The organism is Arenimonas sp., from assembly GCF_044353605.1.
Lineage (GTDB): Bacteria > Pseudomonadota > Gammaproteobacteria > Xanthomonadales > Xanthomonadaceae > Arenimonas.
In genome coordinates this window covers 1-20,171 of record NZ_JBILBO010000020.1, presented here as the reverse complement: position 1 = coordinate 20,171, position 20,171 = coordinate 1, and the positions used below count along the sequence as shown (strand labels likewise).

Here is a 20,171-nt window from a genome sequence, read left to right as displayed (position 1 = left end):
GCCAGAAGGCCGGTCAATATGCCATTGACCAGACCCAGCCAGGTTTCTTTCAGCACCTGGCGCTTCACCGGGCGCGCCGGATTCGACAGACTGAGACCGCGCAGGGTACAGGCCAGGGATTGTGCGCCGATGGTGCGGCACAGACCGGCCAGGACCGGAAGGAAAATCACCAGCAGGGTGGCTTTGGCGATATCGTCCTGGAAGCGCCCGATGATGGCGCCGACCACGAACAGCATGAACAGGTGGATTTGCAGCCAGGGCTGGCGGAACTGGAATTTACGCCACCACGGCGAGGCCCATTGCTCATCGTGATCGACGCCGACCAGATACCCGGGCTGACCCGACAATTCGAAGGCCTGCTGTTGATGCAGACGGTGTGTATGCACCTGGCCGAGCAGCACATTGTCGCCGTCACAGACCGGATAGGTCAGCGGCGGCTGCAAAGACAGCCGCGACAGCGCATCGTTCAAGGCCCATTCCGGGCGCAGACTGCAGGGTTCGCGTTGCATGATCTGGTCCAGCGTCTGCCCGCGTTCGGCAAACAGCAGTTCGCGGAAGGCCACGATGCCGAGCAGACGGTTGTCGGGATCGACCACATAGACCTGGTTCAATTCACGCTGCGGCATCAGTTCGCGCAACAGATCGACGGCCATGGCCACCGATGTGCCTTTGCGGAATGCCGCGACCGGTTCTTCCAACTGGTTGCCCACGGTGCCGGGCGCATAGTGTTCGGCACGCAACCAGGCCGACCCGGTCGGGCAGGCGGTCATGATCGATTCGCGCACATCCTCGGGCAGCGCCAGCAGAATGGCCATGGCCCGCGCCGGCGGCAGATCACCGAGCTGCTGCGCCGCCAGATTCGGGTGCTCGAGATCGAGCAGACCGGCGGCCGTGCGCGCATCCAGCGCCATCAGGCGGGAACTGAACAGTTCGTCTTGGCGGACCACGGCGCTTCCTTGGGGGGTTTGCCATAGATTAACGCAGATGCCCGGCAATGCCTACGGCACGTACACCGGTTCGGTGATGACATAGCCACGGGCCTGCAGACGGTCGAGCAGTCCGCCGGGCTTGATCAACTCGGCGATGTTGACGACCGCGACGCTGGAACGGTTCTTTGCCGCGGCGGCATCCACGGCCTGCAGCCAGGCATTCAGCGCGCGCTGCTGCACATCGCCCAAACCGGCGCTCTGTCCGATGCCCGAACCCACCAGCGCATCGATGCAGGCCCCGGAAAAGTCGGTCTGCGCGATGCGCCGGTAACCGGCAATATCGCCGACTGCCCAGAGCCGGCCGCGCTCAGCCATGAATTGCACATCGCGTTCGATGCTGTCCAGGGTCTTCTCGAAGCAGGCGACATCGCTGAGCGCACGCTTGTTGAACTCCTTGATGAATTTTTTCGGGTCGCCGATATCCACGGTGATTTCCGGGCGCGTCACCGGCACATCGGCTTTCTTGGCCAGATCCTTGGCTTCCGGCCAGACGATGCCTTCATTGCTCAATCCGGCTTTGCGGATGGCCTTTTCGTACAGTTCCTGCGCAGCGAAAATCGGACGCCAGCTTTCGATGTCCTTGTCGTTGCCGATGTACTTCTGCTTCATCACCAGCCAACGGCGATAGGTTTCCGGAGGCAAGATCTCCTGCAGCGTGCGGCCATCGGGATTCTTGCGTGCTTTCAGCAAAGACGGCACCAGGCCGATCTTGGCGAAAAAACCAAGCTTGCTGTCGAGTTTCACCGACGGTCCGCCGATCAACGCCTGCGATTCGGCCAGACGGCGTTCGAGCTTGATGGTTTCCCATTCCATGCCCTTGGGCACCGGCCGGATCGAGGCCAGAATCCAGACGGTGTTGCCGCCTTTGCTGGCCTGCCAGAACCCGGGCCCGGGCAAGACGCCTTTGACCTCGACGGTATTGGCCACCCCCACGGGCGGCGCGGCCGGAACGTCCTGCGACAGGACCGGAGCGGCACTGATAGACAGCAATAGGGTGAGCGTTAGGCGCATGGCGATTCCGGAAAAGCGATGATGCATTCTATGACAGGTGGGTGTGAAGAATGTTGCAATGAAAAACCCCGCTCGAAAGCGGGGTTTTCCGTAGGTCTACAACAGCGGAGCCGGATCAGAAATCCATGCCGCCCATGCCGCCCATGCCGCCTTGCGGCATCATCGGCTCGTCTTTCTTCGGCGCTTCGGCCACCATGGCTTCGGTGGTGATCATCAGGCCGGCGATCGAACTGGCGTTCTGCAGTGCGGTGCGGGTGACTTTGGTCGGATCCAGGATGCCCATGGCGACCATGTCGCCGTATTCGCCGCTGGCGGCGTTGTAACCGAAGTTGCCGGTGCCTTCCTTGACCTTGTTCAGCACCACTGACGGCTCTTCGCCGCAGTTGGTGACGATTTCACGCAACGGCGCTTCCATGGCGCGCAGGGCCAGGGCGATGCCGACGTTCTGGTCGTCGTTGATGCCTTTCAGGGTGCCGATGTTGGTCAGCGCGCGGATCAGGGCGACGCCGCCGCCAGGAACGATACCTTCCTCGACCGCGGCACGGGTGGCGTGCAGGGCGTCTTCGACGCGGGCTTTCTTTTCCTTCATTTCCACTTCGGTCGCGGCACCGACTTTGATCACCGCCACGCCGCCGGCCAGCTTGGCCACGCGTTCCTGCAGTTTTTCACGGTCGTAGTCGGAGGAAGTTTCCTCGACCTGGGCCTTGATCTGCTTGACGCGGGCCTGGATGCCTTCGGCTTCACCGGCACCGTCGATGATGGTGGTGTTTTCCTTGGAGACCTGGATTTTCTTGGCGCGGCCCAGGTCCTTGATGGTGGCTTTGTCGAGCGACAGACCGACTTCTTCGGAAATCACTGTACCGCCGGTCAGGATGGCCATGTCTTCCAGCATCGCTTTGCGGCGGTCGCCGAAGCCCGGGGCTTTGACGGCGCAGACCTTGACGATACCGCGGATGGTGTTGACCACCAGCGTGGCCAGGGCTTCGCCTTCCACTTCCTCGGCAACAATCAGCAGCGGTTTGCCGGCTTTGGCAACGGCTTCCAGCACCGGCAGCAGATCGCGCACATTGGAGATTTTCTTGTCGTACAGCAGGATGAACGGATCATCCAATTCAGCCGACATCGACTGTTGGTTGTTGACGAAGTACGGCGACAGATAGCCGCGGTCGAACTGCATGCCTTCGACCACATCGAGTTCGTTTTCCAGACCCGAGCCTTCTTCCACGGTGATCACGCCTTCCTTGCCGACCTTGTCCATGGCTTTGGCGATCAGGTCGCCGATGTTCTGGTCGGAGTTGGCCGAGATCGAACCGACCTGGGCGATTTCCTTGCTGGTGGCGCAGGGCTTACTGAGTTTCTTCAGTTCGTCCACAGCGGCGCCGACGGCTTTGTCCATGCCGCGCTTGAGGTCCATCGGATTCATGCCGGCGGCCACGGCTTTCATGCCTTCGCGGATCATCGCCTGGGCCAGCACGGTCGCGGTGGTGGTGCCGTCACCGGCAATGTCGGCGGTCTTGGTGGCGACTTCTTTCACCATCTGCGCGCCCATGTTCTCGAACTTGTCGGCCAATTCGATTTCCTTGGCCACGGACACGCCGTCCTTGGTGATGGTCGGGGCGCCGAAGCTCTTGTCGAGCACGACGTTGCGGCCTTTCGGGCCAAGGGTGGCCTTGACGGCGTTGGCGAGAACGTTGACGCCTTTGACCATACGCGCGCGCGCGTCTTCGCCGAAGCGGATATCTTTTGCTGCCATGATTGTATTCCTCAGTAATTCGTGAATTCGGGATTAGGCCAAGATGGCCAGAATGTCGTCTTCTTTGACGACCAGGATGTCTACACCCTCGTGTTTGATTTCGGTGCCGGCGTATTTGCCGAACAGAACCTTGTCACCCACTTTGACTTTCGGCGCGCGCACGTTGCCGTTGTCGAGCGGCTTGCCTTCACCCACCGCCAACACTTCACCTTTCACCGGTTTTTCGGTGGCCGAATCCGGAATGACGATGCCGCCGGCGGACAGTTTTTCTTCTTCCATGCGTTTGATGACAACGCGATCGTGCAGAGGTTTAATGTTCATAAATTACCTTTATGTTTAAAATCAATACGTTGAGTAAATCCCGAACCGGCGGATTAGCACTCGGGAGAGGAGAGTGCCAAATTCTACGCGAAAAACCCCCGGCTCGGGCTGTACAACTAATGGGGGCCGGTCGTTCGGCTTTCAAGGGGTCGGCAAAGACGCTGCTTTGGGCTACCCTAGAAAGCTATTGAAAACCCCTTCCGGAAGTCCTGTGAACCGTTTTGTATTGAGCTTCATCCTGACCTTATCCACCTTGGCCTCACCCGCACGGGCCGTTTCCGAAGCCGACCTGCTGCCGGTGGATCAGGCCTACCCGGTTTCCATTGAGGCCGTCAGCGCCGACAGTGTGCGCATCCGCTGGGGAGTTGCCGAAGGCTATTATCTTTACAAACACCGTACCGGCATCAGCAGTGACAGCCCGGAGGTGACCCTGGAGCCCCTGCAGCTTCCACCCGGAAAACCCTATCGCGATGAATTCTTCGGCGATGTGGAAACCTACCGGAAAGAACTGGTCACCACGGTCCGCTTTAACGCACCGGCCGGCACCCACCATGTGCTGCTGCGTCTGCAATACCAAGGCTGTGCCGATATCGGCATCTGCTACCCGCCGCAGAACAAGCGCCTGCGGATTCCACTGAATACCGCCGCGGCGGCGGACGGCAAAGCCCTGCTTGGCCTGAACGGCGCGGCTTCCGATGCGGCCTTGCCGGAAGAAGAGGCTTTCAACATCGAAGCCATCGTCGGCGATGCGGGCTCCTTGCTGCTGAAACTGACGCCGGCCGAGGGTTACTACCTGTACCGCGACAAGATTGCATTCAGCACCCCCCAAGATGCCATCGCCGCACCGGGCAAAGCAAAACTGCCGGAAGCGGTGTGGTATCCCGATCCGGAATTCGGCACCGTGCCGGTGTATTTCGAACCGGCGGAAATTACCCTGCCCCTGCAACGCAAGAGCACGCAAGCCGGTCCGCTGCAATTGACCGTGGATTATCAGGGCTGTAAGGAAAACGGCATTTGCTATCCGCCGATGAAAAAAACTCTCAGCCTCGAACTGCCCACCGGTGGCACGGTCAGTGATGCGGGTGCGGTCGAGCCGGATGCGCCGAAGGTATTACTGCAATGGCTTCCGGCCTTGCTGTTGGCGTTGCTGGGCGGTTTGATTCTCAACCTGATGCCCTGCGTGCTGCCGGTGCTCTCATTCAAAGCCATGGCGCTAGCCAAAGCCAACACACCCGGCCATGCGCGTAGCCATGCGCTGTGGTACACCGCTGGCGTGATGAGCAGTTTCGCCATACTCGGCATCGGCGTGCTGGCCCTGCGCAGTGCCGGCCAAGCCCTGGGCTGGGGCTTCCAATTGCAGCAACCAATCATTGTCGGCGGCCTGGCATTACTCATGTTCGGCATCGGCTTAATGATGTCCGGCCTGTTCAACTGGGGCTCTGGCTTCGCCGGCATGGGGCAATCACTCACCGAGAAATCCGGCCCTACCGGGGACTTCTTCACCGGCGTGCTGGCGGTGGTGGTGGCCAGCCCATGCACGGCGCCGTTCATGGGCAGCGCGCTGGCCTTCGCCTTCACCGCGCACTGGGTGCTGGCGCTCTCGGTGTTTCTGGCCTTGGGCCTCGGTCTGGCCTTGCCGTTCCTGCTGATCGGCTTTCTGCCCAGACTTGCCGGCAGGCTGCCGAAACCCGGCGCCTGGATGGACACGCTCAAGCATTGGCTGGCTTATCCGATGTACCTGACCGCGGTCTGGCTGGCCTGGGTATTCGGCAACCAGAAAGGTGTGAACGGTCTGGCCCTGTTGTTGATTGCCGCCACCGCGCTGACCGCCGCACTGTGGTGGTTCGAACGGCAGAAGATGGCGCCCAGCCTGCGCGCCAAAGTCATCGCGCTGCTGCTCGGCGTAATGGCCGCCGCCAGTTTCGGCCTTGCTCTGCAGCAAGCGCAACCCGGCGCTGCGATTAGCACGCAAGGCAAGAATTACGAAGCGTACAGCACGCAACGTCTGGCCGAATTGCGCGCCCAAGGCACGCCGGTATTCGTCGACATGACCGCCGACTGGTGTATCACCTGCAAGGTCAATGAAAAAGCGGTGCTGCATACAGATGCATTCACGCAACTCCTGAAAGACACCGGCACCGTGTACCTGGTCGGCGACTGGACCAACCAGGATCCGGACATCAGCGCTTATCTGGATCAATACGACACCCCGGGCGTGCCACTGTATGTGGTGTACCCCGAAGGTGCGGGCGATGGCAAAAAACTGCCGCAGTTGCTGACGCACGGCATCATGCGTGACGCGCTGGCGCAATGAAACCGCTGAAAGTGCTGATGCTGGCCTTGTTGGCTGCCCTGCTGGGGCTGGCGGCCGGTATCTTCATCGCCGGCCCGGGCATTCTTCTGCGCACGGAAATCGGACAGGCCTTGTTCGAGCGCTTGGTGCCACCGAAATATCCGGCACCGGGCGGTGCCGTCGCCATCGGCGACACAGTGCGAGCTTTCACCGTGACCGACTTCGGTGGCAGCCCGCGCACCCTGCCGACCCCGGGCAGCTGGCAGGTCATCAACTACTGGGCCAGCTGGTGCGGCCCCTGCCGATTGGAAATGCCCTGGCTGGATGCACTGCACGCCGAAAACCAGGGCCGTTTTGAAGTCATCGGCATCGCCTTGGAAGCCCCCGATGCGGCCGCTACCCTGTTGACCGACATCCCGGTCCGATTCACCCAACACCACGAGCCACCCGGGGCAACAGACAGCTCGGTGCATCTGGGTAATGGCTGGGGGGTGCTGCCGTTCACGGTGCTGATCGACCCGCAGGGCCGCTTGGTCAAACGCCATATCGGCGTGTTTGCCGGCGAAGCCCAATTGCGGCAATGGCTTCAGGACGGCATGCGCTGAGTTCTTGTCGTTAACAAAAATCAAACAGCATTCATTTTCAGCGAAATCCCGTCATTTTCTAGACAAATCCCCTCAAATTTGCGAAACTGAGCGTTCGCTTGGGGAGGGTGCTGTGGCGTATTTTCTGGTGTTGAACGGTCCGAATCTGAATCTGCTGGGGCAGCGCGAGCCGGGAATCTACGGCACGCAGACCCTGGCGCAGATCAATGACGCCCTGAAAATCCGGGCCGAAAGCGCCGGGCACCGCATCGCCTTCCTGCAGAGCAATGCCGAGCATGAGCTGGTCGAGGCGGTGCAACGGGCGCCGGCCGAGGGCGTCGATGCCATCCTGATCAATCCGGCCGCGTTCACCCACACCTCGGTCGCCCTGCGCGACGCCTTAGCGGCGGTCGGTCTGCCCTTCATCGAGGCGCACCTGTCGAATCCACACAGCCGCGAGCCGTTCCGGCAGCATTCCTATTTTTCCGATCTGGCCAAAGCCGTCATCTGCGGCTTCGGTCCGGACAGTTACCGCTTTGCCCTGACGCAGCTGATGCAGTGGTTTCCCGCATCCGCCGCCGATACCCCCTGAACCACATCCCCGAGGTCATTATGGACTTACGCAAAATCAAAGCCCTGATCGAACTGCTGGAAAAGTCCAGCCTGTCCGAACTGGAAATCAAGGAAGGTGAGGAAACCATACGCCTGGCCCGCCACACCGGCATGGCCGCACCGGCTCCGGTCATCCATCATGTTGCCGCTCCTGCAGCGCCGGCCGAAGCCCCGGCGCGTGCACCGGCCGCCAGCCCCGGCCCGTCCGCGGAAGCGATCGGCAAATCGGCCAAAGCAGTGCCGGACGGTCACACCGTGCGCTCACCGATGGTCGGCACCTTCTACGCCTCGCCGAGCCCGGAAGCCGCACCCTATGTGCGCATCGGGCAGAGCGTGAAAGCCGGCGACACCATCGGCATCATCGAAGCAATGAAAATGTTCAATCCGATCGAAGCCGACGTTTCCGGTACCGTGACCGCGGTTCTGGTCCAGCCGGGTCAAGCCATCGAATTCGACGAAGCGATGTTCATCATCTCCTGAGCAGGTTGAAGCCATGTTGAAAAAAGTCGTCATCGCCAACCGCGGCGAAATCGCGTTGCGTATCCTGCGCGCCTGCCGCGCGCTCGGCATCAAGACCGTGGCCGTGCATTCCACCGTCGACCGCAACCTGAAGCACGTGGCCATGGCCGACGAATCGGTGTGCATCGGACCGGCACCGTCGATCGAAAGCTACCTGAACGTGCCGGCCATCATCGCCGCCGCGGAAGTGACCGACGCCGACGCCATCCATCCGGGTTACGGCTTCCTGTCCGAGAACGCCACCTTCTGCGAGCGCGCCGAAGGTTCCGGCTTCATTTTCATCGGCCCCACCGCCGATGTCATCCGCATGATGGGCGACAAGGTCGAAGCCATCCGCGCCATGAAGGATGCCGGCGTGCCCTGCGTGCCCGGCTCAGGCGGACCACTCGGCGACGACGCCATGGCCAATCTGAAAATGGCCGAAAACATCGGCTATCCGGTCATCATCAAAGCGGCCGGCGGCGGCGGCGGACGCGGCATGCGCGTGGTGCGCGAAGCCGACAGCCTGATCACCTCGATCACCACCACCCAACAGGAAGCCAAGGCCGCGTTCAACAACGATATGGTCTACATGGAGAAATTCCTGGAGAACCCGCGCCACATCGAAATCCAGGTGCTGTCGGACGGTCAGGGCAACGCCATCCATCTGGGCGAACGCGACTGCTCGATGCAACGCCGTCACCAGAAAGTGGTGGAAGAAGCCCCCGCTCCGGGCATCACGCCCGAACAGCGCGCCGAAATCGGCCGCATCTGCACCGAAGCCTGCGTACGCATCGGCTACCGTGGTGCCGGCACTTTCGAATTCCTGTATGAAAACGGCCATTTCTACTTCATCGAAATGAACACCCGCATCCAGGTCGAGCACCCGGTCACCGAAATGATCACCGGCGTCGATCTGGTGCGCGAACAACTGCTGATCGCCTCCGGCCAGAAACTGTCGCTGACCCAGGACGACATCGTCATCCGCGGCCATGCCATCGAATGCCGCATCAATGCCGAAGATCCGGACAGCTTCCTGCCGAGCCCGGGCCTGATCAAGCATTTCCATTCGCCGGGCGGTCCGGGCGTGCGCGTCGATTCGCACATCTATGAAGGCTACAAAGTGCCGCCGAATTACGATTCGATGATCGGCAAACTGATCGTGCACGGCAACACCCGCGAGCAGGCGATTTACCGCATGCGCTGTGCACTGTCGGAAATGATTGTGGACGGCATCAAGACCAATGTGCCGCTGCAGCAACGCATTCTGGCCGATGCCGGTTTCTTCCAGGGCGGCACCAACATCCATTATCTGGAAAAACGCCTGGCCGAACGCAAAGACAAAGGCCTTGGCCTGACCTGATGCCGTTTCTCGAGCTGTCCATCGCCTGCAAAGCCAGCGAGGAAGCGCGGGTGGAAACCGCGTTGAACGAACTCGGCGCGCTCAGCGTGTCGCTGTTGGACGCGGCCGATGCCGAAAACGAAAAAGCCATCCTCGAACCCGGCGTTGGCGAAACCCCGCTGTGGAACGACATCGTGCTACTGGCGCTGTTCGATGCCGGCACGCACGAAGGTCTGTTGCTTCATGCACTCGATGCCTACGACAGCGGTATCGACTGGGCGCGCGCCAGCTTCCGCACGGTGGAAGACCAGGACTGGGAACGGGCCTGGCTGGATCAATTCGAACCGATGCGCTTCGGCAACCGCACCTGGATCATTCCCTGGCACCGCGACGCTCCGCCGGAAGCGGCCGAGGGCGTCATCATCCGTCTGGATCCGGGCCTGGCCTTCGGCTCGGGCACGCATCCGACCACCGCGCTTTGCCTGCAATGGCTGGATGGCCTCGAATTACAGGGCCGTGATGTTCTCGACTTCGGCTGCGGCTCCGGCATTCTGGCGCTGGCAGCACTGAAGTTGGGCGCGACCTCGGGCATCGGCGTCGACAACGATCCGCAGGCCCTCATTGCCACGCATGACAACGCCGAACGCAACGGTGTCGGCCGCGCGTTGCAGGTGTATCTGCCGGATGCCGAACCGCTGCGTCAGTATCCGGTGGTCGTTGCCAATATTCTGGCCTCGGCGCTCATCGCACTGCACGACACCCTGGCGGCACGCACGCAGTCCGGTGGCCTCATCGCCCTGTCCGGCATCCTGAAAGGCCAGGAGCACGAGGTTTTGGCTGCATTCGCCCCGCATTTCGAGGCGCTGACGGTGACACAGCTGGACGACTGGATCCGGATCGATGGCCGCAAGCGCTGAAAAAAACCACCGCGCGTTGCTGGCCGGCACGGCCCTATTGGTTCTGTTGCTGGGATTGCAGATTGTGTTGGCCAATCGCGATGCGCTGGCTGAAAATCCGGCGTGGCGACCCTGGATCAGCCGCCTGTGCCTGCTGGCCTCCTGCCAGCTCGAAGCCTGGCGCCAGCCGGAGGCTTTCGTGCCGGTCAGACAGGCGGTTGCCGCCGATCGCGGTCAGGCCGATGTTTTAATCGTCCAGCTCAGTTTCCGCAATGATGCGCAGTGGCCGCAACCCTGGCCGCAGATTGAAATCCGACTGACCGATGTGGACAACCAAGCCATCGCCATGCGCCGCTTCCGCCCGAAGGAATACCTGAACGCCGACCAAGAGGGTGACATCAAACCCGGCCAGACCGTATCCGTGGAAATCGCCCTGCAGGAAACGTCCGGGAAGGCCGCCGGCTTCGCCTTCGACTTCCACTGAGACGTTCAGGTAGCCGGTATCGAATCCGGCTAAACTACACGGCCGGAAATTTGTCAGCCTGAGCCGTTCGTGAATACCCTGCACCTTATCCACAGCAACACCCCCGACACCAAATCCCAACCCTGCCTGAAAGATGTCGTGGCCCGCGTCGTGCGTCGCTACCTGCAGGACATGGGACACACCCAAAGCAACGACCTGTATGACACCGTGTTGGCGGAGGTCGAGCCGGGACTGCTGCAGGAAGTGATGATCCACTGCCGGGGCAATCAGAGCCGCGCTGCCGAAATCCTCGGCATGAACCGCGCCACCCTGCGCAAGAAACTCAAGCAATACGCCGTTTCCGAAGGCTGATCCAGCCCCAATGCATCACCCCGAGGGTTTATAATTAAGCCCCATTCGGAGTGATATATGCCCGCTATCCGCCATCCCGTCCGCCGCGCCCTGCTGTCGGTGTCCGATAAATCCGGTTTGTTGCCGCTGGCCGAAGCCTTGATCGCGCATGGCGTGCAGCTGCTGTCCACTGGCGGCACCGCCAAAGCCCTGCGCGATGCCGGCCTTGCCGTCACCGATGTCAGCAGCGTGACCGGCTTTCCGGAAATCATGGACGGCCGGGTGAAAACCCTGCATCCGAAAATCCACGGTGGCCTGCTATCGCGTGCCGGCACCGACGATGCGGTCAGTGCTGAACACGGCATCGAGGCCATCGATCTGTTGGTGGTGAATCTGTATCCGTTTGCGGCCACCGTGGCCAAATTCGACTGCACGTACGACGACGCCATCGAAAACATCGATATCGGCGGACCGGCCATGCTGCGTGCTGCTGCAAAAAACCATGCACGCGTGTCCGTACTGACCGATCCAGCCGATTACGCCGGCTTCATCGATTCGCTTGCCACCGGTGGCAGCACTGAAGCGCAGCGTCGCGGCTGGGCTGCGAAAACCTACGCACATACCAGTGCCTACGACGGCCAGATCACCGAATGGCTGTCCAAGCGTGCCGAAGCCCCTGAAGCGCCGAATGCCTGGCCGGCCAGTCTGCATCCGGCCTTCGCACTCGGCAGCGCCTTGCGTTACGGTGAAAATCCGCATCAAGCCGGCGCCTTGTTCGTCGAAGCCGGCGCCGGAAGCGGCATCGTCGCCACCGCGCGTTTCATCCAAGGCAAGGAACTGTCGTTCAATAACATCGCCGATGCCGATGCCGCGCTGGAATGCGTGAAGGCCTTCGACGCACCGGCCTGCGTCATCGTCAAGCATGCCAATCCCTGCGGCGTGGCCGTGGCCGCGAACATCGGCGATGCCTATGACCGCGCCTTCGCCACCGATCCGACCTCGGCCTTCGGCGGCATCATTGCTTTCAACCGCATGCTCGACGGCAAAACCGCGAGCACCATCGCCGAACGCCAGTTCGTTGAAGTGGTCATCGCACCCGGCATCAGCCCGGAAGCGCAGGCCGCCTTCGCACGCAAGCCGAACGTGCGCGTGCTCGACTGCGGCGCGCTTGACGGTCACCACGGCGACTGGGACTACAAACGCGTGGCCGGCGGTCTGTTGGTGCAGAACACCGACAGCGACACGTTGGGCATCAAGGACCTGAAAACCGTCAGCGACACCCAACCGAGCCTCGAACAACTGGAAGATCTGCTGTTCGCCTGGAAAGTGGCGATGTTCGTGAAATCGAACGCCATCGTGTTCGCCCAAGACCAACGCACCATCGGCATCGGTGCCGGCCAGATGAGCCGGGTGATCAGCGCGAAGATCGCCGGCATCAAGGCCGACGACGCCAGCTTGGCCGTGCCCGGCGCGGTGATGGCGTCGGATGCGTTCTTCCCGTTCCGCGATGGCATCGATACCGCCGCGGCGGCCGGCATCCGTGCCGTCATCCAACCCGGCGGTTCTATGCGCGACAATGAAGTCATCGACGCGGCCAATGAACATGGCATCGCCATGGTGTTCACCGGTCGTCGCCACTTCAAACACTGAGGAACACCCATGAAAATTCTCGTGATCGGATCCGGCGGGCGCGAACATGCGCTGGCCTGGCGTTTGGCGCAGTCACCGCGGATCACGGAAATTCTGGTGGCACCGGGCAATGCCGGCACCTCGCGCGAACGCAAATGCCGCAATGTGGCCGTTGCGGCCACTGACATCGATGGCCTGCTGGCATTGGCCCGCGACGCGCAGGTGGCCTTCACACTGGTCGGTCCGGAAGCACCGCTGGTGCTGGGCGTGGTCGATCTGTTCCAAGCCCACGGCCTGCGCATCTTCGGGCCACGCCAAGCCGCCGCGCAGCTGGAAGGCAGCAAGGCCTTCGCCAAGGACTTTCTGGCGCGGCACGGCATACCCACCGCGCATTATGCGGTGTTCGACAGCGAAGCCGAAGCGCTGTCGCATGTCGATCATGTCGGCGCACCCATTGTCATCAAGGCCGACGGTCTGGCCGCCGGCAAAGGCGTGGTGGTGGCGATGACGCTGGACGAGGCCAAGGCCGCAATCACCGATATGCTCGGCAACAACCAGTTCGGTGACGCCGGTGCACGCGTGGTCATCGAGGAATTCCTCGCCGGCGAAGAAGCCAGTTTCATTTCCATGGTCGACGGCCGCACCGCACTGCCGATGGCGACCAGCCAAGACCACAAACGCGTGGGCGATGGCGACACCGGCCCGAATACCGGCGGCATGGGCGCGTATTCACCGGCGCCGGTGGTCACTCCGGAAGTGCATGCACGTGTCATGCGTGAGGTGGTCGAGCCGACCGTGCGCGGCATGATCACGGACGGCATGCCGTTCAGCGGCTTTCTGTATGCGGGTTTGATGATTGATGAAGCCGGTGCACCTAAGGTCATCGAGTTCAATGTGCGTTTCGGCGATCCGGAAACCCAGCCGGTGATGCTGCGCCTGCAGTCCGATCTCAGTGAACTGGTCGAAGCCGCCATCGACGGTCGCCTGCATGAAATCGAAGCCCATTGGGATCCACGTCCGGCACTCGGTGTCGTGATGGCCGCCGAACATTACCCAGGCACGCCGCGCACCGGCGATGTCATTCACGGTCTTGATATCGACGCCCCGCCCGGCAGCAAACTGTTCCACGCCGGCACCGTACTCGAAGACGGCCAGGTGCTGACCAGTGGCGGGCGCGTGCTGTGCGCCACCGCGATCGGGAACACGGTGGCCGAGGCGCAGAACGCCGCCTATACACTGGCCGATCAGATTTCCTGGCTGGGCGAATTCCACCGCAACGACATCGGTTGGCGCGCCATCGAACGCGAGCGCGGCTGAGTCGGCTATAGTGGGCCTTGGTCACCGAAACCGCGCACCATGGCCCACTCCCAATTCGAACTGCTCAAGCAACGCCGCTTCCTGCCGTTTTTCCTGACGCAGGCGCTCGGCGCGTTCAACGACAACGTATTCCGCAACGCCATGCTGGCGCTGATGGTGTATCAGATGGGCTTGAGCACCGAGCAGTCCACGCTGTATGCCAATCTGGCGCCGGCATTGTTCATCCTCCCGTACTTCCTGTTTTCCGCCACCGCCGGCCAGATCGCCGAAAAGGTCGAGAAGGCGCGCCTGATCCGCATCACTACCGCCATGGAAATCGGAATCATGAGTCTGGCGGCGTTCGGCTTCATCTACGGACTGCCCACGCTGCTGCTGTTCTGCCTGTTCCTGACCGGCGTGCAATCCACTCTGTTCGGTCCGGTCAAATACGCCATCCTGCCGCAGGTGCTGGCGCCGGAAGAACTCACCGGCGGCAACGGTCTGGTGGAAATGGGCACCTCCATTTCGATTCTGATCGGCATGATTGCCGGCATGTCGTTGCTGATGATTCCCGGCTACGGACCGCAGGCCGCGGCCGTGGCGATGATCGGCCTGGCGATTACCGGTCATCTGGTCAGCCGTGCGATACCGATGGCACCGGCTATCGCGCCGGATCTGAAAATCAATCCGAATATCCTCGCCGAGTCCCTGCATGTACTCGGCATGGTCCGCCACAATACGGTGGTGCGCCGCGCGGTGTTCGGCGTGTCCTGGTTCTGGTTCGTCGGCACCCTGCTCAGCGCACAATTGCCGAATTACGCCAAGCTGCATCTGGGCGGTTCGGAATCCCTGAACCTGCTGGCGCTGGCGCTGTTCTCGGTCGGTACCGGGCTGGGCTCGCTATGGTGCGAAAAACTCTCGCAGCGTACGGTGGAAATCGGTCTGGTGCCGTTCGGCGCGCTCGGCATGACGGTATTCTGCGCCGATCTGTATTTCGCCCGTCCCGGGTTCGCGCCGGAAACCGGTATTACTCTCGCGCAGTTCTGGCAGCAAGCCGGAAGCTTCCGGATCATGGCCGATCTGACCCTGATCGGTCTGTTCGCCGGCTTCTTCATCGTGCCGCTGTTCGCGCTGATCCAAAGCCGCACCGAAAAGCACCACCTGTCGCGCGTCATCGCCGGCATGAACATCCAGAATGCGGTGTTCATCGTGTCGGCCGCTGTTACCGGCATCGTACTGCAGCGCTATCTCGGTTTCAACATTCCGGAAGTGTTCCTGCTGCTGTCGCTGCTGAATCTGGCGGTACTGGTTTACCTGATGCTGCTGGTGCCGGAATTCTTCCTGCGCTTTCTGGCCTGGATCTACATCCGCATCATGTACCGGGTCGAAGTGCACGGCATCGAGAAACACGTTCCGGATGACGGCCCGGCACTGCTGGTGTGCAATCACGTGAGCTACATGGACGCCCTGCTGCTGAGCAGCGCCGTGCCGCGCCCGATCCGTTTCGTGATGTATTACAAAATCTTTAATACGCCCGGCGCCCGCTGGGCGTTCAAGGCCGCCAATGCCATTCCGATTGCCGGCAGAAGCGAGGGCCCGGAACTGATGGAGCGGGCATTCGCGGAAGTCGATAAGGCGCTCGCCGAGGGCGAACTGGTCAGCATTTTTCCCGAAGGCCGCTTGACTCCCGACGGCGAAATCGGCCCGTTCAAACCCGGCATGGAACGCATTCTGGCCGCGCGCCCGGTGCCGGTGGTGCCGCTGGCGATCCGCGGCATGTGGGCCAGCATTTTCAGCCGCAGCGGCGTGATCAACACCCTGCGCCTGCCCAGCCGCATCCGCGCGCATGTAACGATCATGGCGGAAGCGCCGGTGGACGGCGCCCATGCCACGGCTGCGGATATGGAACAAAAAGTCAAAGCGATGCGCGGCGAGTGGGCCTAGACGCGAAACGCAGCGTGCTATGCTGAGCGCACATGGGAGAGGGGAATCCTGATGGCAGAACCGAGTATTCAAGATCATTTAGCGATGGCCACCGCCATCGTGGGTTTCATCACCTTGCTGGGCGGCACCTGGGCACGCGTGGCGGCGTGGACCGAGCAGCGCAGCATCAAAGCCAAATTCCAAGACGAAATCGGTTTGGCCGAGCGCCGCATCGCCTTTCTCGGCACCTGGGTCAAAGCCCAGGAAGCGGTCTGCACGCCGGAACGCTTCGCCGAGGTCAAGCAGGAATCCGCGCGCGAACTCGATGAGCTGCGGAGCAAACTGACGGAGTTCATGCACCAGGCCGATGACCGCAAAGACAAGGTCAGTGCCGGCAAATACGTACGCCGCATGTTCCTGCTGTTCCTGCCGAACAACCTGGGCGGATGGATCTGCCATCTGTTGTTCTACGGCTTGGTGCTGTTCGTATTGCTGGTTGCGCTGCAGCCGCCGAGCGTCGATTTGGAAACCGGCCAGATGGAACCCTGGAGCGAATGGCTGCAACTTCAGCTGTTTCTGAACATTATGTTCGCGATTCCGATTCTGTTGGTGCGCAGCCTGGCGATCCGTTACAACCGCAAGCGGGACTGAGCCGGCTCAGTTCACCAGGCCGGCCAACACGAACACGGCCAGCACCGCCAGCCACAGCAGCAGTATGCGCCAGGCCAGACTCATGGCATCGCGCAGCTCCAGCAGCGCCGGTGCTGAAGACGGACCATCTTCGGCGTCGGCCGCTTCCTCGGCCAGCTCCGAGGCCACACTGGCATTGGCGGCGGCGGACAGAAAGGCGTAGTCCAGACGCAGACCGCCCTCGGCATACCACGCGCGCCAGACCTGCACCACTTTGTCGAAATTGGCCGCCAAAGCCATGGCCAAGGTCATCAGATGCGCAGGCGGACAATGCGCGGTATTCAGGGTTTTCGTGGCTGCGGCGCGCAGTCGCTCCGGCAAGGCCATGTCGTGTTTGTGATGCACCAGCAGATACAGCAGACGGTAGGCCAGCGCGCCACCCGGACCGAGCAGCAGAAACCAGAACAGAACGGCGAACCAGCGCGTCAGCGCATTTTCGAATACCGCCGCGACCACCACCGGACCTTCCAGGGACACCGTCTGGCCTTCTTCATACAAGGCCGCCGCGGCACGTTCTTTCGCATCGAGGCCTTCAGCGGCGATGATGGCGTTGACATCGAGATCGAGATCACGCGGACCCCAGGTGTACAGCATGGCGGCGAGCGCCACCAGAAACGCGAACAGGCCCTCCAGCCAACCGACCAACAGCGCCAAGACCAAAGCCGGCAAGCCGACACTCAGGAACACAGCACCGTAGTGATGCCATGGGGATTCACCGAACTCGACGCGCCGGACGATGTCCAGCCAGCGTTCGAACCAGGTGAAGTCCCGCCATCGGCTGACCTGCGGCAGGACATGGCCGATCAACAGTGCCGCCACTACCGCCATTACCGTCCAGGTCATACGTACCCCCTTTTCAGGCCCTAGTATGCCAAAATTCGGCGGTGCCGGAATCGGCATGCAACCAACGCATGATCAAATAACGCGATATCGACAGCGCGTCGGGCAGGGTCAGTTCATCGGCCGCAACCAAGGCGTTGAGCTCGTCACGGCTGAACCAGCGCGCGTCCTGCAATTCATCGCTGATGTGGATGGCCTGCATCGGCGCGTAGGCGTCGAATCCGACCATCAGCGCCATCGGCATCGGCCAAGGCTGCGAAGCGACATAACGCACGCGCGCAACGCGCACACCGGATTCTTCCCAGACCTCGCGCACCGCGGTCTGCTCGGGGGTTTCGCCGGGCTCGACGAAACCGGCCAGCAACGACCAGCGCTTTTCCGGCCACGCCGCCTGCCGACCGAGCAGCAGGTGTTTGCCATCGCTGACACACATGATGGTGGCCGGCTGCGTCTGCGGATAACTGGCCAGACCGCAACCGCCACAGACTGCGCTGTAGCCGGCGGTTTTCAGATCGAGTAACCCCCCGCAGCGGCCGCAGAATTTACTCTGGGCCTGCCAATGCAGAATGGCTTTGGCCTGGGCAAAGATGGCAGCATCCATTTCCGGCCACTGTACGGCCGCGGCGCGGATGCCGATCGCTTCATGCGGGGCGTGCGCCAGCGCATCCAGCGGCAAGGCGAAGGTAGCCTGACCGGCATCGAAACCCAGCAAGGTCGCCGATTCCGGACGACGCAAAGAGACTCTGGTGGCGGGATAGTAAATTTCAGACGCGCTGTAACAGCAGGCTTCGCCTTGTTCATTCAGAACCAGCAGGCGCGCATCCGCCCAGGCCGCATCCAGTTCGGCCGGATGCGTGCGCATCGGTTCGGCGCGGTCCAGACCGGGATGACGGAACGCGAAATCGGCAATGCGCATCAGGCCGAGAAGCTGCTGCCGCAACCGCAGGTGGTTTTGGCGTTGGGATTACGGATGACGAACTGTGATCCCTGCAGGCTTTCGCGGTAATCCACTTCGGCACCCATCAGATACTGCAGGCTGAGCGGATCGACGATCAGGGTCACGCCGTCGCGCTGCACCGACAGGTCATCGGCATCGATCTGTTCGTCGAAACTGAAACCATACTGGAATCCGGAACAGCCGCCGCCGCTGATGTACACGCGCAGCTTGAGTTCGGGATTGGCTTCCTCGGCAATCAAGCTGGCGACCTTGGCCGCGGCTGAAGCAGTCAGGCTCAGCGGTGCGGCAACGGTTTGGTAGGTCGGTTCGCTCATGGACAATGCCTCGGAATGGGGTTATTCGGCTGTCTGCTGGTGGATCAACTGCCCGCTGGTGGCGGAAGGTGAAGGTTTTGATCGGGAGGCTGGAGGTGAATCAATTGTCCGCTGACCGTGGCGCCGGCGGGTATTTCAATCTGACGGTAGTGGATATTGCCCTGGATGTAGGCGGTTTCGGTGAGTTCAATGCGTTCATGGCTGTGGATATCCCCGGTTACCCGGCCAGAAATGACCATCTTCGGCGCGCTGATGTTGCCCTCGATGACGCCGCTCTGGGCCAGAGTGATTAAGGAATCGTTACCTTCTTTGGCGATGATATTACCGAGTATCTTGCCTTCGACATATAGGCCGCCCGAGAACAGCAGATCGCCCTGGATGACTACCTGGCCGCCGATCAGGGTTTCCACACTGTCCAATCCGCTCGCGGACAGCTTTGTTTTATTACTTCCAAACATGTGTGAGACTCCGTAGTGATTGAATGAAGAATTTAGAGGTCCGGCTTTGCCAGCGTAGTGCGGACTGTCCAGTCGAAACGCTGTTCCTGATTGCCGGAATTGCTGTCGACGCTGACCCAGACCCGCTGCGGCATGAAGCCCGCCGGCAGAATTATACTGCCTTCGACCTGCTGGAAATAGCGGAAGGAAAAAGCCTGCGCCGGCGCACCAGGTTTCTGCAGCAACTGCGGCCACTCCAAGCTCTTGAGTTTACCACCGGACACGCCGACCACGGCGAATCGCATCTGGCCAGAGGTCAAGCCGCCACGGTTGAGGTTCTGGGTCAGGGTAATGGTGTAGTGCCAGACATTGCCGGCGCCGAGCGTGAACTCGGCGCTATGCACGCTCAGCCCTTGCCGGCGGCCGGCGGAGCCGAATAGGCGTTGGTAGAAATCCATATCAGCCTTGAGCCCGGCGATCTGCTCATCTTTCTCGGCCAGCGACTCCTGGATCTGGGAGTTGGCGCTGCGGGTGATGAATTCGGCGCGTTTGGCATTGGTCATTTCCTGCTTCAAGCGCGCTTCACTGTCTTTCAGCACCTCGCTTTGGGCAATCGCCGAATCGCGCTGTTCCCGCAGCTGCCCGGCATCGGAATGCAGACCCCGCCAGAACAGCCAAACCCAGGCCAAGGCCAGCAGCAGCCAGAGCCCGCCCAGCAAGACGGCAAGCCCCTTGAAACGTGGCGATTGGCTGATGATAGAAAAGCGAGGCAGATTTTTGTTTTGCACCGCCATGGCAGCGACTCCCGGCGCAGACTACGCCCATCATTATAGCGGTTCCCGCCCGGCGCGGCCGCGGGCATCGCGCGCGATTTTTCGGGTACGCAGGCTTTCCAAGAGGCGTTCGCCGGTTTGTTGCGGCACACTGGCCTCGCCGGCCAGTTCGCGCGCCACCGGCGACAGCAGCTGCAG

21 protein-coding genes are annotated in these 20,171 nt (G+C 61.6%); 12 read left to right on the top strand and 9 right to left on the bottom strand.

The annotated features are described in order from the left end of the window. The 4 genes from ACIQ1A_RS08935 to groES all read right to left on the bottom strand — a co-directional run. Positions 1-947, bottom strand: a 947-nt coding sequence (locus ACIQ1A_RS08935) for a CBS domain-containing protein (RefSeq protein ID WP_395770725.1), incomplete at its 3' end; no start/stop codon positions are given. A gap of 51 nt (positions 948-998) precedes the next feature. Beyond that, positions 999-2,000 (bottom strand): TraB/GumN family protein, encoded by a 1,002-nt coding sequence (locus ACIQ1A_RS08930; RefSeq protein WP_395770724.1) that lies wholly within the window; start codon positions 1,998-2,000, stop codon positions 999-1,001. Positions 2,001-2,115: 115 nt separating this feature from the next. After that, positions 2,116-3,753, bottom strand: a complete 1,638-nt coding sequence (groL, locus tag ACIQ1A_RS08925) for a chaperonin GroEL (protein ID WP_395770723.1) — start codon at positions 3,751-3,753, stop codon at positions 2,116-2,118. A gap of 33 nt (positions 3,754-3,786) precedes the next feature. After that, complete coding sequence (gene groES, locus ACIQ1A_RS08920) at positions 3,787-4,074, bottom strand: co-chaperone GroES (RefSeq protein WP_395770722.1); 288 nt, start codon at positions 4,072-4,074, stop codon at positions 3,787-3,789. A 211-nt stretch (positions 4,075-4,285) separates the two neighbouring features. Between groES and ACIQ1A_RS08915 the strand changes: the two genes are divergently transcribed. The 12 genes from ACIQ1A_RS08915 to ACIQ1A_RS08860 all read left to right on the top strand — a co-directional run bounded on the left by ACIQ1A_RS08915 (position 4,286) and on the right by ACIQ1A_RS08860 (position 16,612). Continuing rightward, entirely contained in the window at positions 4,286-6,388 is a 2,103-nt protein-coding gene (locus ACIQ1A_RS08915; protein ID WP_395770721.1) for a protein-disulfide reductase DsbD family protein, read from the top strand. Further along, on the top strand, positions 6,385-6,972 hold the full coding sequence (locus ACIQ1A_RS08910; RefSeq protein WP_395770720.1) for a TlpA family protein disulfide reductase: 588 nt from the start codon (positions 6,385-6,387) through the stop codon (positions 6,970-6,972). Before ACIQ1A_RS08915 ends, ACIQ1A_RS08910 begins: the two co-directional genes overlap by 4 nt. 112 nt (positions 6,973-7,084) lie before the next feature. Beyond that, entirely contained in the window at positions 7,085-7,543 is a 459-nt protein-coding gene (gene aroQ / locus ACIQ1A_RS08905) for a type II 3-dehydroquinate dehydratase (protein ID WP_395770719.1), read from the top strand. 20 nt (positions 7,544-7,563) lie between these two features. Further along, the gene (gene accB, locus ACIQ1A_RS08900) at positions 7,564-8,043 is read left to right on the top strand and encodes an acetyl-CoA carboxylase biotin carboxyl carrier protein (RefSeq protein ID WP_395770718.1); all 480 of its coding nucleotides are present in this window, start codon (positions 7,564-7,566) and stop codon (positions 8,041-8,043) included. A 13-nt stretch (positions 8,044-8,056) separates the two neighbouring features. Further along, positions 8,057-9,424 (top strand): acetyl-CoA carboxylase biotin carboxylase subunit, encoded by a 1,368-nt coding sequence (accC, locus tag ACIQ1A_RS08895; protein ID WP_395770717.1) that lies wholly within the window; start codon positions 8,057-8,059, stop codon positions 9,422-9,424. Then, positions 9,424-10,320 carry a 50S ribosomal protein L11 methyltransferase gene (prmA, locus tag ACIQ1A_RS08890; RefSeq protein WP_395770716.1) on the top strand — a complete coding sequence of 299 codons (897 nt, stop codon included), beginning with the start codon at positions 9,424-9,426 and terminating at the stop codon, positions 10,318-10,320. Before accC ends, prmA begins: the two co-directional genes overlap by 1 nt. Continuing rightward, positions 10,304-10,783: a DUF3426 domain-containing protein gene (locus ACIQ1A_RS08885; RefSeq protein ID WP_395770715.1), complete on the top strand. Its 480-nt coding sequence runs from the start codon at positions 10,304-10,306 to the stop codon at positions 10,781-10,783. Before prmA ends, ACIQ1A_RS08885 begins: the two co-directional genes overlap by 17 nt. Before the next feature lie 78 nt (positions 10,784-10,861). Continuing rightward, on the top strand, positions 10,862-11,134 hold the full coding sequence (locus tag ACIQ1A_RS08880; protein WP_395770726.1) for a helix-turn-helix domain-containing protein: 273 nt from the start codon (positions 10,862-10,864) through the stop codon (positions 11,132-11,134). A 57-nt stretch (positions 11,135-11,191) separates the two neighbouring features. Next, positions 11,192-12,763: a bifunctional phosphoribosylaminoimidazolecarboxamide formyltransferase/IMP cyclohydrolase gene (gene purH / locus ACIQ1A_RS08875; protein ID WP_395770714.1), complete on the top strand. Its 1,572-nt coding sequence runs from the start codon at positions 11,192-11,194 to the stop codon at positions 12,761-12,763. A gap of 9 nt (positions 12,764-12,772) precedes the next feature. Beyond that, entirely contained in the window at positions 12,773-14,059 is a 1,287-nt protein-coding gene (gene purD / locus ACIQ1A_RS08870; protein ID WP_395770713.1) for a phosphoribosylamine--glycine ligase, read from the top strand. A gap of 39 nt (positions 14,060-14,098) precedes the next feature. Beyond that, entirely contained in the window at positions 14,099-15,982 is a 1,884-nt protein-coding gene (locus ACIQ1A_RS08865) for an MFS transporter (protein ID WP_395770712.1), read from the top strand. A 51-nt stretch (positions 15,983-16,033) separates the two neighbouring features. Next, positions 16,034-16,612 (top strand): hypothetical protein, encoded by a 579-nt coding sequence (locus ACIQ1A_RS08860; RefSeq protein ID WP_395770711.1) that lies wholly within the window; start codon positions 16,034-16,036, stop codon positions 16,610-16,612. Between the two features lie 6 nt (positions 16,613-16,618). Here the strand turns inward: ACIQ1A_RS08860 and ACIQ1A_RS08855 are convergent, their stop codons facing one another. Genes ACIQ1A_RS08855 through ACIQ1A_RS08835 form a run of 5 tightly spaced genes read right to left on the bottom strand, consistent with a single transcriptional unit; the run spans position 16,619 to position 19,994 of the window. Beyond that, complete coding sequence (locus ACIQ1A_RS08855; RefSeq protein WP_395770710.1) at positions 16,619-17,494, bottom strand: hypothetical protein; 876 nt, start codon at positions 17,492-17,494, stop codon at positions 16,619-16,621. Positions 17,495-17,507: 13 nt separating this feature from the next. Continuing rightward, positions 17,508-18,407 (bottom strand): NAD(+) diphosphatase, encoded by a 900-nt coding sequence (gene nudC / locus ACIQ1A_RS08850; RefSeq protein ID WP_395770709.1) that lies wholly within the window; start codon positions 18,405-18,407, stop codon positions 17,508-17,510. After that, positions 18,407-18,763 (bottom strand): iron-sulfur cluster insertion protein ErpA, encoded by a 357-nt coding sequence (gene erpA, locus ACIQ1A_RS08845; protein ID WP_395770708.1) that lies wholly within the window; start codon positions 18,761-18,763, stop codon positions 18,407-18,409. Before erpA ends, nudC begins: the two co-directional genes overlap by 1 nt. A 44-nt stretch (positions 18,764-18,807) precedes the next feature. Then, on the bottom strand, positions 18,808-19,221 hold the full coding sequence (locus ACIQ1A_RS08840; RefSeq protein WP_395770707.1) for a polymer-forming cytoskeletal protein: 414 nt from the start codon (positions 19,219-19,221) through the stop codon (positions 18,808-18,810). Between the two features lie 32 nt (positions 19,222-19,253). After that, on the bottom strand, positions 19,254-19,994 hold the full coding sequence (locus tag ACIQ1A_RS08835; protein ID WP_395770706.1) for a DUF6776 family protein: 741 nt from the start codon (positions 19,992-19,994) through the stop codon (positions 19,254-19,256). Positions 19,995-20,171: the final 177 nt, after the last annotated feature.

Bases quoted from the DNA above. Each gene is read 5' to 3' on its own strand.
- ACIQ1A_RS08930 (WP_395770724.1), bottom strand. From the start codon at position 2,000: ATGCGCCTAACGCTCACCCTATTGCTGTCTATCAGTGCCGCTCCGGTC.
- groL (WP_395770723.1), bottom strand. From the start codon at position 3,753: ATGGCAGCAAAAGATATCCGCTTCGGCGAAGACGCGCGCGCGCGTATG.
- groES (WP_395770722.1), bottom strand. From the start codon at position 4,074: ATGAACATTAAACCTCTGCACGATCGCGTTGTCATCAAACGCATGGAA.
- ACIQ1A_RS08910 (WP_395770720.1), top strand. From the start codon at position 6,385: ATGAAACCGCTGAAAGTGCTGATGCTGGCCTTGTTGGCTGCCCTGCTG.
- accB (WP_395770718.1), top strand. From the start codon at position 7,564: ATGGACTTACGCAAAATCAAAGCCCTGATCGAACTGCTGGAAAAGTCC.
- accC (WP_395770717.1), top strand. From the start codon at position 8,057: ATGTTGAAAAAAGTCGTCATCGCCAACCGCGGCGAAATCGCGTTGCGT.
- prmA (WP_395770716.1), top strand. From the start codon at position 9,424: ATGCCGTTTCTCGAGCTGTCCATCGCCTGCAAAGCCAGCGAGGAAGCG.
- ACIQ1A_RS08885 (WP_395770715.1), top strand. From the start codon at position 10,304: ATGGCCGCAAGCGCTGAAAAAAACCACCGCGCGTTGCTGGCCGGCACG.
- purH (WP_395770714.1), top strand. From the start codon at position 11,192: ATGCCCGCTATCCGCCATCCCGTCCGCCGCGCCCTGCTGTCGGTGTCC.
- purD (WP_395770713.1), top strand. From the start codon at position 12,773: ATGAAAATTCTCGTGATCGGATCCGGCGGGCGCGAACATGCGCTGGCC.
- ACIQ1A_RS08865 (WP_395770712.1), top strand. From the start codon at position 14,099: ATGGCCCACTCCCAATTCGAACTGCTCAAGCAACGCCGCTTCCTGCCG.
- ACIQ1A_RS08860 (WP_395770711.1), top strand. From the start codon at position 16,034: ATGGCAGAACCGAGTATTCAAGATCATTTAGCGATGGCCACCGCCATC.
- ACIQ1A_RS08855 (WP_395770710.1), bottom strand. From the start codon at position 17,494: ATGACCTGGACGGTAATGGCGGTAGTGGCGGCACTGTTGATCGGCCAT.
- nudC (WP_395770709.1), bottom strand. From the start codon at position 18,407: ATGCGCATTGCCGATTTCGCGTTCCGTCATCCCGGTCTGGACCGCGCC.
- erpA (WP_395770708.1), bottom strand. From the start codon at position 18,763: ATGAGCGAACCGACCTACCAAACCGTTGCCGCACCGCTGAGCCTGACT.
- ACIQ1A_RS08840 (WP_395770707.1), bottom strand. From the start codon at position 19,221: ATGTTTGGAAGTAATAAAACAAAGCTGTCCGCGAGCGGATTGGACAGT.
- ACIQ1A_RS08835 (WP_395770706.1), bottom strand. From the start codon at position 19,994: ATGGCGGTGCAAAACAAAAATCTGCCTCGCTTTTCTATCATCAGCCAA.